At 62.1% G+C, this 12,094-nt stretch carries 12 protein-coding genes; 8 read left to right on the top strand and 4 right to left on the bottom strand.

Features of this window, described 5'->3' with window-relative positions; all coding sequences use genetic code 11:
• Window positions 1-5 precede the first annotated feature (5 nt).
• A complete protein-coding gene (locus BLQ98_RS10915) occupies window positions 6-443 on the top strand; it encodes a VOC family protein (RefSeq protein WP_093733351.1) in 438 nt (145 codons plus the stop codon).
• 70 nt (window positions 444-513) lie between these two features.
• On the opposite strand, the gene BLQ98_RS10910 is transcribed toward BLQ98_RS10915, so the two are convergent.
• Window positions 514-1,110: a GcrA family cell cycle regulator gene (locus BLQ98_RS10910; protein WP_093733350.1), complete on the bottom strand. Its 597-nt coding sequence runs from the start codon at window positions 1,108-1,110 to the stop codon at window positions 514-516.
• 430 nt (window positions 1,111-1,540) lie between these two features.
• Between BLQ98_RS10910 and BLQ98_RS10905 the strand changes: the two genes are divergently transcribed.
• The 3 genes from BLQ98_RS10905 (at window position 1,541) to BLQ98_RS10895 (ending at window position 4,694) form a co-directional block, all read left to right on the top strand.
• Window positions 1,541-2,716: an aspartate aminotransferase family protein gene (locus BLQ98_RS10905; RefSeq protein ID WP_093733349.1), complete on the top strand. Its 1,176-nt coding sequence runs from the start codon at window positions 1,541-1,543 to the stop codon at window positions 2,714-2,716.
• Window positions 2,717-2,793: 77 nt separating this feature from the next.
• Window positions 2,794-3,699 (top strand): ornithine carbamoyltransferase, encoded by a 906-nt coding sequence (argF, locus tag BLQ98_RS10900; protein WP_093733348.1) that lies wholly within the window; start codon window positions 2,794-2,796, stop codon window positions 3,697-3,699.
• Window positions 3,696-4,694, top strand: coding sequence for a 2-dehydropantoate 2-reductase (locus BLQ98_RS10895; RefSeq protein ID WP_093733347.1), 999 nt, complete (start codon window positions 3,696-3,698; stop codon window positions 4,692-4,694). The genes argF and BLQ98_RS10895 overlap by 4 nt, the downstream gene beginning before the upstream one ends.
• A gap of 26 nt (window positions 4,695-4,720) precedes the next feature.
• Here BLQ98_RS10895 and BLQ98_RS10890 read toward each other — a convergent pair whose 3' ends face one another.
• Together BLQ98_RS10890 and BLQ98_RS10885 are read right to left on the bottom strand one after the other, a co-directional pair.
• Window positions 4,721-6,202, bottom strand: a complete 1,482-nt coding sequence (locus tag BLQ98_RS10890; protein ID WP_093733346.1) for an inorganic phosphate transporter — start codon at window positions 6,200-6,202, stop codon at window positions 4,721-4,723.
• A 69-nt stretch (window positions 6,203-6,271) separates the two neighbouring features.
• Entirely contained in the window at window positions 6,272-6,730 is a 459-nt protein-coding gene (locus tag BLQ98_RS10885) for an NUDIX hydrolase (RefSeq protein WP_093733345.1), read from the bottom strand.
• Between the two features lie 157 nt (window positions 6,731-6,887).
• On the opposite strand from BLQ98_RS10885, the gene gndA reads away from it, so the two are divergent.
• The gene (gene gndA / locus BLQ98_RS10880) at window positions 6,888-8,315 is read left to right on the top strand and encodes an NADP-dependent phosphogluconate dehydrogenase (RefSeq protein WP_093733344.1); all 1,428 of its coding nucleotides are present in this window, start codon (window positions 6,888-6,890) and stop codon (window positions 8,313-8,315) included.
• A gap of 10 nt (window positions 8,316-8,325) precedes the next feature.
• On the opposite strand, the gene truA is transcribed toward gndA, so the two are convergent.
• Window positions 8,326-9,114, bottom strand: coding sequence for a tRNA pseudouridine(38-40) synthase TruA (gene truA / locus BLQ98_RS10875; protein ID WP_093733419.1), 789 nt, complete (start codon window positions 9,112-9,114; stop codon window positions 8,326-8,328).
• Between the two features lie 92 nt (window positions 9,115-9,206).
• Between truA and BLQ98_RS10870 the strand changes: the two genes are divergently transcribed.
• Genes BLQ98_RS10870 through BLQ98_RS10860 form a run of 3 tightly spaced genes read left to right on the top strand, consistent with a single transcriptional unit; the run spans window position 9,207 to window position 12,072 of the window.
• Window positions 9,207-10,619 carry a YcjX family GTP-binding protein gene (locus BLQ98_RS10870; RefSeq protein ID WP_093733343.1) on the top strand — a complete coding sequence of 471 codons (1,413 nt, stop codon included), beginning with the start codon at window positions 9,207-9,209 and terminating at the stop codon, window positions 10,617-10,619.
• Window positions 10,616-11,071 (top strand): GNAT family N-acetyltransferase, encoded by a 456-nt coding sequence (locus BLQ98_RS10865; RefSeq protein ID WP_093733342.1) that lies wholly within the window; start codon window positions 10,616-10,618, stop codon window positions 11,069-11,071. The genes BLQ98_RS10870 and BLQ98_RS10865 overlap by 4 nt, the downstream gene beginning before the upstream one ends.
• Window positions 11,071-12,072 (top strand): YcjF family protein, encoded by a 1,002-nt coding sequence (locus tag BLQ98_RS10860; RefSeq protein ID WP_093733341.1) that lies wholly within the window; start codon window positions 11,071-11,073, stop codon window positions 12,070-12,072. The genes BLQ98_RS10865 and BLQ98_RS10860 overlap by 1 nt, the downstream gene beginning before the upstream one ends.
• The last annotated feature ends 22 nt before the right edge of the window (window positions 12,073-12,094 follow it).

The raw sequence follows: 12,094 nt of genomic DNA, 5'->3' as shown, positions 1-12,094 counted from the left end.
GGGCTATGATCGCTTATGTCACCGTCGGGGCCGACGACCTAGCACATGCCAAACGCTTCTATACCGCTTTCCTGCCAGCCTTGGGCTATGCGCTGACCGAAGGTCCCGAGGGCTTGAGCTTTGTGCTGTCGCAGGCTGCGGGGCAGCCCGCGGCCATGCCAGATTTCTACGTCAAACCGACCTATAATGGCGCGCCGGCTTCTGCTGGCAACGGGTCCATGATCGCGTTCGAAGCAACCAGCCAGGCGCAGGTGCGCGTGTTACACGCCGCAGCGCTGGCCGCTGGCGGCAGCGATGAGGGCCAGCCGGGGTTTCGCGCCACCTATGGTCCGCGCTTCTACGTCAGCTACCTGCGTGACCCCCAAGGCAACAAAATCGCGTTGTTCTCTGATAATCCGGCAGAGCCGGGCAGGGATGATCCGCCCACTGCGCCGACGCGTTGATGCGAAAAAGGCCAGACATCGCTGTCTGGCCTTCCGTTGCTCTGCTTGTCCGCGGCGGCTTACTGGCGGCTTAGCGGCGGCGGTCGCGCCGTGCGCTCATCGGTTGGAAGGCCACGCCGACGTGGGCCTCGCAATAGGGCTTGCCTTGCTGCACAGGCAGGCCGCAGAACCAGAAATCATCCGTTGCAGGGTCGCCGACGGGCCATTTGCAGGTCCGCTCCGTCAGGTCCATCAGGCCGATCTTCTTCGACTTTTTCTCGACCTCGCTTACTTTGGCAAGCGCTTCGGGGCTGATCTCGTTCGCGGAAGGCTGCGGCGGCAAGGGCTGGCCTGCGGGAATGATCTTGGCACGCGCGGGCAGGTTGGGGCGGACTGCTGGAACGGCCTCTACTGCTTCGGGCTCTGCCGCTTCAGGGGCAGGTTCTGCCTTTGGCTTAGCGGCAGCAGGTTTGGCTGCTGGCTTGGCCTTGGCTTCGGGCTTTGCGGCGGTAGCAGGGGCGGCCGCGGGCGCAGCGGTTGCGGTCCGGTTAGACAGGCCCAAACGATGCACCTTGCCGATTACGGCATTGCGGGTCACGCCGCCCAACTCCTTTGCAATCTGGCTTGCGGATTGGCCCTCGCCCCACATTTTCTTCAGGATCTCTACGCGGTCATCGGTCCAAGACATTTGGCGTCCTTAGCTAACAAGCGGCCCTTCTCAGGACCGCCTTGGAAAAATCTCAAGTCCCTATACTAATCACTGACAGCTTGGGTGCAAGGCGGGAACGGGCAATTGGGGCGGCAGCGGCGGCAAACGCTCCTTTAAAACCACAGCAAAAGACCTGCAGCACAGCCCGCGCCACGGTTTGCGGCCATCACGGGCATGTTTTTGCTTTGCAAGATGTAAAAATCTGCCTATGCAAATGACATGATCAACCGTTCAACATCTTCTTTACGACGACGCCAAGGCTAATTGGCGGCACCGGCCCCCGACACGGGGCGCGGCTTTGATCATTTGCGACATAAAGTGCGTCGCTCCCCTTCAAATCATATTGACCCTCTCCGTCACTCATGGCCTTTTGTGCCTTTGATGCGGCCAACCTATAAGGATGATCCTGATGTTCCCATCTGTTCTGCCGACCTATTCCCGTGCCCCCCTGAGCTTTGTCAAAGGCGAAGGCTCGTGGTTGATTGAACAGGACGGTCGCCGATTTCTGGATCTGGGCGCAGGCATCGCGGTGAACGCGCTTGGCCATGCGCACCCCGCGCTGGTGGCGGCGCTGACCGAACAGGCGGGGCAGCTTTGGCATACCTCGAACCTCTACGAGATCCCCCAGCAACAGGAACTGGCCGACCGGCTGGTCGCGCTCAGCTTTGCCGATACGGTGTTTTTCACCAACTCCGGCACCGAGGCCTGCGAGCTGGCGGTCAAGATGGCGCGCAAGTATTTCTACGACAAGGACCAGCCTGAACGCACCGAGATCATCACCTTCTCGGGCGCGTTCCACGGGCGGTCATCTGCCGGGATCGCGGCGGCAGGATCCGAGAAAATGACCAAAGGCTTCGGCCCGCTGCTCCCCGGTTTCAAACATATCGAATTTGGGGATATGGAGGCGCTTGGCGCGGCGATCACCGATACCACAGCCGCCATAATGATCGAACCGGTTCAGGGCGAGGGCGGTATCCGTCCGGTTCCCGATGCTGATCTCAAGCAGATGCGCGCGCTGTGCGAAGCAAACGGTCTGTTGCTGATCTTTGATGAGGTACAATGCGGCGTGGGCCGGACTGGCAAGATGTTCGCTCACGAATGGGCAGGGGTCACACCCGACATCATGATGGTCGCCAAAGGCATCGGCGGCGGCTTCCCTCTGGGCGCGGTGCTGGCCACAGAAACCGCAGCCTCTGGCATGACGGCGGGCACCCACGGGTCGACCTATGGTGGCAACCCGCTGGGCTGTGCCGTGGGCAATGCGGTGGTCAACATCATCGGCACAGACGCCTTTCTTGACGATGTGAACCGCAAGGCCGGCCTGATGCGGCAAAAGCTTGAAGGGTTGGTCGCCAGCCATCCCGATGTTTTCGAAAGCGTGCGCGGGAGCGGGCTGATGCTGGGCCTGAAATGCATCGCCACCAACAGCGACGTTGTCGCGGCGGGCTACCGCCACGAAGTCATCACTGTACCGGCGGCGGACAACGTGATCCGCTTACTGCCCCCTCTCAATATCACCGATGAAGACATCGCAGAGGCCGTCTCCCGCCTTGATCAGGCCGCCAGCAGCCTTGCTGCCGGCTAACCTTCATTTTGCCTTTTAAACTCCGGGGGGCCGGGGGGGCTGGCCCCCCTAACTTCCCAAAAAATTAAAGAATACCTATGAAACATTTTCTCGACATTCACCAAACCGACCCGGCTGATCTGCGCAGCATCATCGACAACGCCGCCACGATGAAAGCGTCCCGCCTGGGTCGTCCGCGCGGTGCACCGGATGATGACCAGCCGCTCAAGGATCACATGGTCGCGTTGATCTTCGAAAAACCCTCGACACGGACACGGGTCAGCTTTGACGTGGGCGTGCGTCAGATGGGCGGGCAGACGATGGTGCTATCCGGCGCGGATATGCAGCTGGGCCACGGCGAGACCATCGCCGATACGGCACGCGTGCTCAGCCGCTATGTTGATCTGATCATGATTCGCACCTTTGAAGAGGCGACCCTGCTGGAAATGGCGGAATACGCCTCTGTGCCGGTGATCAACGGTCTGACCAACCGCACGCATCCGTGCCAGATCATGGCCGATATTATGACCTTCGAAGAGCATAACGGCCCGATCAAGGGCAAAAAGGTGGTCTGGTCCGGTGACGGCAATAACGTTTTTGCCAGCTTCGCCCATGCGGCCAAAGCCTTTGATTTCGAACTTGTGTTTACCGGCCCGCAGACGCTGGACCCCGAGGGCGCGCTGAATGGCCTTTACACCACCGAGCGTGACCCGAACAAAGCGGTAGAGGGCGCGGATCTGGTCGTGACAGACACATGGGTGTCGATGCATGACCCGCAATCGGCGCGCGAACGTCGACACAACCAGCTGCGCGGCTATCAGGTGAATGACGCGCTGATGGCCAAAGCAAAGCCCGACGCGCTGTTCATGCACTGTCTGCCAGCGCACCGCGATGACGAGGTCACAAGCTCTGTCATGGACGGCCCGAGCTCGGTTATCTTTGACGAGGCTGAAAACCGTCTGCACGCGCAGAAATCCGTCATGCGCTGGTGCTTGGGGAAATGACCGACCGGCGGCCGATCGTTGTCGCAGGTGCGGGGGCGATTGGTTGCTTTGTAGGTGGCATGCTGGCCGCCCACGGGCACGACGTAACGCTGCTGGTACGCCCGCTCGTTTCCGGTCAGATCCGCAAGCATGGCCTGCGTCTGACGGGCTTCGACGGGCTGGATGAACATGTGCCGGCGTCAAAGCTGACCCTGTCCCAAGACCCTGCCTGTCTGGCGGGGGCGGGCATTGTGCTGGTCACGGTCAAGACTGACGATACGGCGGGCATGGCCCGTTTGATCGCTCAGCACACCCCTGCGCTGTCCACCGTGCTGAGCCTGCAAAACGGTCTCGACGCGGCAGAGATCCTGCGCGAGGCCCTGCCGCTGCATGATGTGCGCGCTGGCATGGTCCCGTTCAACGTCGTGCCCCATGGGGACGGGCGGTATCACCGTGCGACAAGCGGCGATATTGTTGTCCAGACAGGCCGGATGCCGCTGTCGGGGTACCTGTCGGTGCCGGGACTGCGCATGATCGGAACGGGGGCGATTAATGGTGTACAATGGGGCAAGCTGCTGCTGAACCTGAACAATGGTCTGAACGCCCTGTCTGGGTTGACGTTGCAAGAACAACTGCTTGACCGGCGCTGGCGCCGCGTCATGGCCGCGCAGATGGCCGAGGCGCTTGCTGTCTTGAAAGCCCACGGTATCTACCCCGCGTCCTCGACGCCGCTGCCTGCACGGTTGATCCCTCGGGTGCTCCGCTTGCCCACACCCCTGTTTTCGCGCGTCGCGGCCAGGATGCTGACGATTGACCCGATGGCGCGGACGTCGATGTCGTATGACCTTGAGGCGGGCAAACCGACCGAAATCGACGCGCTGCAGGGGCGGATCATCGCGATGGGGGCGCAGGAAGGCGTCGCCACGCCGCTATGCCAGCGCGTGCGCGATCTGGTGAAAGAGGCGCAGGCGCACGGGTCGGGGCTGCCAAACCTTACCCCGTCCGATCTGCGCTAGCCGCCAAGGCGACGTCGCACGGGGACTTAGTTCACCAGCGCGTTCAGCCCCAGAAAGATCATCGCTGACATGGTCGCCGCGGCAGGCACGGTAATAACCCATGCGGCTACGATGGTCATAAAGTGGGACCGGCGCACCAATTTGCGGCGGCGGCGTTCCTCTACGGCGATGCGTTTCACCTCACCCGCTTTGGCGCCGGGGCGACGCAGGCGGCGTTCCATATGCCATTCGCGGTAGAAGCCCACACCAAAAACGCCACCCACTGCGATATGGGTAGAGCTGACGGGCAGACCCAACCACGAGGCGATGATCACGGTGATTGCTGCGGATAGTGCTACGCAATAGGCGCGCATCGGGTTCAGCTTGGTGATCTGGCTGCCTACCATGCGGATCAGCTTGGGTCCGAACAGGAACAGACCAAAGGAAATCCCGAAGGCCCCGATCACCATCACCCACATCGGGATAGAGACCTTCGCCTCGAAGCCGCCAAATTCAGAGGCGTGAACGATCGCGGCAAGTGGCCCGACCGCGTTGGCCACATCATTGGCCCCATGCGCAAAGCTCAGCAGCGCGGCAGAGAACACCAGCGGCAGGCCGAACAACACTTTGACGGATTTGTTGCGGTTCTCCATCCCCTCGGAGGCGCGGCGGATCGCGGGGTAGGAAATGGCATAGGCCAGAACACCGCAGGCCAGACCGATCAGCAGGGCAGAGCCCATATTGATCTCGATGATCTTCTTAAGGCCTTTGAGGGCCAGATAAGTGGCGAAAACGCCGGACATGACCCCGATCAGGATCGGCACCCACCGGCGCGACGCGGCGATCTTGTCTTCTTGGTATAGGATTTGCGACTTGATCAGCGCGAGGAACATCGCCGCGACAGCGCCACCTAGCACGGGCGAGATGATCCAGCTGGCGGCGATCATGCTCATGGAAGGCCAGTTGACGGCTGCCATCCCCGCAGCCGCGATGCCCGCGCCCATAACCCCCCCCACGACAGAGTGTGTGGTCGATACAGGCGCGCCCACCCATGTCGCCAGGTTGACCCAAAGCGCGGATGAAATCAGCGCGGCCATCATCGCCCAGATGAACACTTGAGAATCTGCGACCGACGCGGGATCGATGATCCCCTTCGAGATGGTCGATACAACGTCGCCGCCCGCCAGCAATGCACCCGCGCTTTCGCAGATCGCAGCGATGACAATCGCACCGCCCATGCTTAGCGCTTTGGCACCGACGGCGGGGCCCATGTTGTTGGCCACATCATTGGCACCGATGTTCACAGCCATATAGGCCCCGAAGGCCGCCGCGGCGATCACCACAAAGTTCGACGGCTGCGCACCGAGGAAGAGGCCGGCGACCAGTGCCGCCAAGACGATAAAGGCAAGCGCAATGCCAAGTCCGACCATAGGCCGCGCGACATACGTCGTTGCTTGTTCCACCCGCGAGATGCGGTTCAGGTCAGAATCCAGTGTTTTCCACTGTTGGCCTTTGGGTCCGTCGGTCATTGCTGCCTCATTCTCTTGAACCATGCGCTCGTGGCACAGCGAAAAAGGTTACGCAAGGCCGCAGAGCGGCTATAGTTTCAGAAGGATTTCCCGAAGATCGGGTTCTGCAACCAGTTCTGCTGCTTCTTTCGGGGGCATCCAGCGGCGCGTGCGGACGTCGACCTCGGGGTATTCATCCTCGATGTGGCGCACACGCGTCAGATAGACCTGAGCGATCACGGGCGTGGTGAGACCCTCGGACAGGCCTTTGTCGTAATCGTAATACCCCATCGGCTCGGACTCGATATCGGCCTTGGATACGCCGGCTTCTTCCCACGCTTCGCGCAGGGCAGCGCCAGCGCCGTCCAGCCCATCGATCGGCCAGCCTTTCGGCACGATCCAGCGGCCGGTATCCCGACTTGTGATCATCAGCACCTCTTTGCCATCGGGTGTTTCGCGGTAGCACAATGCGGCGACCTGAATACGTTTCGGGCGGCGCCAGATGGGGAGGATCATGCCCTCCCAAGCGCGTTTTAGTTCTTGTAGCATTTCTATACCGTTAACCTGTAAATATGTTGTTCTTGCTTTTATCCGGAGATCTTAACTGAAAAGGATACGATAATCAATTTCGCCGCCCCGCACCCTTGTGCAGCACCGGTGCGCATCCCTAAGTTTGATGAACCCTTCACCCACAGGAGATAAGCCGATGGACGCAGATATAAAGGCCGCTGATATTGGCGTGTATGGTCTGGGCACAATGGGCAGTGCGCTGGCGCTTAATCTGGCAGAGCAGGGGTTTCGTGTGGCGGTCAGCAACCGCGAGGCAGACTGGATTGCGCCGTTTATCGACGAAGCCGGCACCTTGGCTGCAAACCTGACGGGCCACGAGACGCTAGAGGAGTTCGTCGATAGCATCGCGCTGCCGCGCAGTATCTTGTTCATGATCCCGTCGGGGGCACCGATGGATGCGATGATCGACGCCGTGATGCCATTGCTGGACGAGGGCGACACGATCATCGACGGTGGCAACGCCGATTTCCACGATACACGCCGTCGGTCGGCCGCGTTCAACGGCACGGGCCGGCATTTCGTCGGTATGGGGGTTTCGGGCGGCGAAGAAGGTGCGCGGCACGGCCCATCGATGATGGTGGGCGGGACGGATCACAGCTGGACCCAGCTGCGCCCCATGCTTAGCGCGATTGCGGCAAAGTTTCAGGGCGCGCCCTGCGTCGATCATCTGGGGCCGGACGGGGCAGGGCATTTCGTCAAGACTGTGCACAACGGGATCGAATATGCCGACATGCAGATGATCGCCGAAGTTTACGGGCTGCTGCGGGATGCGGGCGGGCAAAGCGCGCCGCAGATCGGAGCCCTGTTCGAGCGCTGGCAGAACGGGCCTCTCGGCTCGTATCTGATCGAGGTTTCTGCCGCGGCATTGCAAACCGTCGATGCAGACAGCGGTACCCCGATGGTGGACCTGATCCTTGATAAGGCGGGGCAGAAGGGCACCGGCCGCTGGACCTTGATAGAGGCGCTGAAGCTCGGTCAATCCGCCAGCGCGATCGAGGCGGCAGTCGGCGCACGGGGCTGGTCCAGCGAAAAGGCGCTGCGGGTTGCGGCGGCCCCCTTGTTGCCGGATGCGGTGATTGGCGGCGATCTACCTTCAGACGCGGACTTGCATTCCGCCCTGCTGGCCGCGCGTATTCTGGGCCACGCCCAAGGGTTTCGCGTGCTTGCTGCCGCGTCCGATGAATTCAACTGGCACCTTGATATGGCCCGCATCGCAGAGATCTGGCGCGCGGGATGTATCATCCGCTCTGCCTTGCTGGATGATCTGGCCGACGCCTTTCACGTGGGGTTGCCAGAGGGGGCCTTGATCCTCGCGCCAGCACTGCGCGAGATGCTCGGCGATCATCTGGCGGGGCTGCGCAAGACGGTGGCGGCAGGGGTGTCTTTGGGTATTCCGATGCCTGCGCTCAGCGCGTCACTTGCATGGTACGATACGATCCGCACGGCACGCGGATCGGCCAATCTGATACAGGCGCAGCGCGACTTTTTCGGGGCGCACGGATTTGAACGGGGCGATATTGCGGGGGCACATCACGGGACGTGGAACGCGATTTTTCGAGACTGATGGCGCGGGGTTATTGCTGCCCCAGTGTTGACTGCGCAAAAGGGTCGGTCTTGTAGGTCACATGCGACAGGTAAAGCCCGTGCGGCGGTGACACCGGCCCGCAGGCGGTGCGTTCACGGGCATCGCGAATCTTTCTGACATCATCGGGCGCAAAAGACCCCGCGCCGACACGTTCTAACGTGCCGACGATGCTGCGCACCTGATTGTGCAGGAAAGACCGCGCACGCACGTCGAAATGCACCTCTACGCCGCCGCTCACCGGCACCTCTTTCATCTCAAGACGGTCAAGCGTTTTGACCGGCGTCTGTGCCTGACAGATGGTAGAACGGAAGGTGGTAAAATCGTGCTCGCCGATCAAATGGGATGCGCCTTCCCGCATGAGGTCTATATTAAGCGGCTTTTTGACCTGCCAGACCAGACCCGCCTGATGGGTGGCCGGCGCACGGCGCACCAGCACGCGAAAGAGATACCGGCGCTCTTGGGCGGAAAAACGGGCGTGAAAGTCGTCATCCACAGCCACACAATCGACGATCGCAACCGGCAGGGGCTTCAGGTGATAGTTGATCGCTTCGGACAGGCGGAACGGGGTCCAGTCCCGCTCCATATCGCAGTGGGCGACCTGCGCGAGCCCGTGAACACCTGCATCGGTGCGCCCTGCGGCGGCGATATTATGAACGCGGGGTTCGATCTTGGCCAAGGCGTCTTCGATCGCCCCTTGCACAGAGGCAAGGCCGATCTGGCGTTGCCAACCGACAAAGGGCGCGCCGTGGTATTCGATTTTAAGGGCATAGCGTTGCATGGCGGGCATTTACATGGGGGCGGCTGATCTGGCAATCCCTGACCCGCGCACCTATGTTAAGCCTTAACGAAAAGTTAAGGCGGGCACGGGCTTTGGTACTCTCAAGAATTGCCGATGGAATTTGGCGGCAGGTTGAAAATGTTCAGGACGGTGTCTCCGAGACGTTTTTCGAACCCGTGATCCGTTTGGGTGTTACGGGACTGGCGCGGTCCGGCAAAACCGTATTCATCACCTCGCTTGTGGCGAACCTGCTGGACCGGGGCCGGATGCCGGGGCTTCTGGCCGCATCCGAAGGCCGGATCGAGGCGGCGTTCCTGCAACCCCAGCCCGACGATACCGTGCCGCGGTTCGAATATGAAAACCACCTTGCCGCGCTGACCGGTCCCACGCCGCACTGGCCCGAAAGCACCCGCGCCATATCAGAGCTGCGTCTGTCTTTGCGGGTGCGGCCCAATGGCCTGTTGGCCGGATTTCAGGGGCCGCGCACGGTGCATCTGGATATCGTGGATTACCCCGGCGAATGGCTGCTGGATCTGGCTTTGATGGATGTGGGTTATGCCACATGGTCGGCGCAGGTGCTGGCGCGGATCGCCGACCGTGAAGAAGCAGCGGGCTACCGCGCGCTGGTGGCGGGGACTGACGCCGACGGACCGCTGGACGAACCCGTCGCCCAAGCGTTGGCGGCCAGCTTTGCCGATTACCTGCAGACCGCCCGTGCAAATGGCTATTCCGACTGCACGCCAGGGCGGTTCCTGCTGCCGGGAGATCTGGCCGGATCGCCGGTGCTGACTTTTGCGCCCTTGCCCGGCGGCGAGGGGCCGCGCGGGTCGCTTTTGCGGGAAATGGCGCGGCGGTTCGAGGCCTATAAACGGCGGGTGGTGAAACCCTTTTTCCGCGATCACTTTGCACGGATCGATCGTCAGGTCGTGCTGGTAGACGCGCTTGGCGCGATCAATCAAGGCCCCCGCGCCGTCGAGGATTTGCGCGCTGCGATGAGCGATATTCTTGGCAGCTTCAAACCCGGGCGCAACGGATTTATGACCCAGCTACTGCGTGGCAAACGTGTCGAGAAAATCCTGTTCGCGGCGACTAAGGCCGACCATCTGCACCACAGCCAGCATGCCAGTCTGACCGCCATCATGGAGGCATTGACCCGTGATGCCCGCGACCGCGCCCGCTTTGCCGGTGCGGGGACATCGGCAATGTCGCTGGCATCGTTGCGGGCCACGACCGAGGCCACGATGACCCACGACGGAGAGACGCTGGATGTCGTGCGCGGCAGCTTGCTGGACACGGGCAAAGAGGCGGCGTTCTATCCCGGCGAATTGCCAAAAGACCCCGCGCATCTTTTAAGCCCCGCGCGGGCGGGGGCCGCTAAATGGCTGGATCAGGACTATCAGATCATGCGCTTTGCGCCGGCGCGGCTGAACCTGCGCCCCGGTGACGGCCCGCCCCATATCCGACTGGACCGTGCTGCGGAATTCCTGATCGGGGACCGTCTGTGACCGTTGATGCCGTGACCATTGCGCCCGCACGGGTGCTGGATGCCGGCCGTCTGTCAGAGGTGATGGCCTGCGCCAATGCAGACCACGATTGGCTACCCCAAGCCCACAGTCGCGCAGAAGAGATCGGCACCTTGGGTGATATGATCGACGTCGGCTGGGTGCAGGTCGCGCGGACTGAGGGGCATGTCGTGGGCTTTTTGGCACGTCGCGCGGCGGAGATTCACGGGCTGTATTTGCACCCGAAAGCCCAAGGCCAAGGCATTGCACAGCGGCTGTTGGACGGGGCCAAGGCGCAAAGCGACCGTCTTGCGCTCTGGAGTTTTGAGGCGAACTTGCGTGCCACACGGTTTTACCGCGCTGCAGGCTTTGTCGAGGTGACGCGTAGCGACGGCGCAGGCAATGATTTCGGGCTGCCGGATGTGCGGTTCGAATGGGTGAAAGGGGCAGCGTGATGGCCAAGGGTCCGGTTTTATTTGATCTCGAAGAAGACGCGGCCACGCGGCCCTCTGTCTCGGATGCGCCGCCGGTGCCGGATGTCGGGGCACCCGCACCGCAGGGGCAGGCAATGCAGATCGCGGCACGGCTGGCAGCGCGCAAGCCGTCAAAGCTGCTGCGGCTGTTCTGGTGGTTGCTGACCACGCTGATCGGCGCGCTGGTGTCGATTGCGGCGTGGAATTTCGTCATGGGGCTGCTGGCGAGCTACCCGTTGTTGGGGATGGTGATGACCGTCCTGATTGGTGCGGTGCTGCTGGTTCTGGTGTTGCTGTGTCTGCGTGAATTGGCGGCCTTTAGCCGTCTGGCGCGGCTTGACGGCTTGCATCACGATGTGGGCGAGGCGCTGGCGCAGAATGACCTCAAGTCCGCTCGGGCAGTCACTGATCGGCTGGTTGGGCTGTATCAGGGCCGCGAGGATACCCGATGGGGACGCGACCGTCTGGCAGAGCTGCGCGGCGATCAACTGGATGCACAGGCGTTGCTGGCCTTGACCGAGGCAGAGCTGCTGGGGCCGTTGGATATTGCCGCCAGCCGCGAGGTCGAAGCCGCCGCCCGTCAGGTTGCAACGGTGACGGCGCTGGTGCCTTTGGCGTTGGCCGATGTGGTCGCGGCGATGACCAGCAACCTGCGCATGATCCGCCGTGTGGCCGAAGTCTATGGTGGGCGGTCGGGCTTTTTCGGGTCGTGGCGTCTGACGCGGGTGGTGCTGTCGCATCTGGTGGCGACGGGGGCTGTGGCCGTGGGCGACGACATGCTGGAACCTATCTTGGGCGGGACGATGCTGGCGAAACTGTCGCGCCGCTTTGGCGAGGGGCTGGTGAACGGCGCGCTGACCGCCCGCGTCGGTGTCGCCGCCATGGAGGTCTGCCGCCCCATGCCGTTCTCTGCGGCGCGCCGGCCTAAGGTGCGCAGCATCATCAAACGGGCCCTGTCGGGGCTGTTTTCCAAGACCAGCTAAGTGCCCGGGCGAGGGGGCTTGT

The sequence above is a fragment of the Sulfitobacter litoralis genome, from assembly GCF_900103185.1.
Taxonomy (GTDB): Bacteria; Pseudomonadota; Alphaproteobacteria; order Rhodobacterales; family Rhodobacteraceae; genus Sulfitobacter; species Sulfitobacter litoralis.
This window is presented reverse-complemented; position numbering and strand designations above follow the sequence as displayed.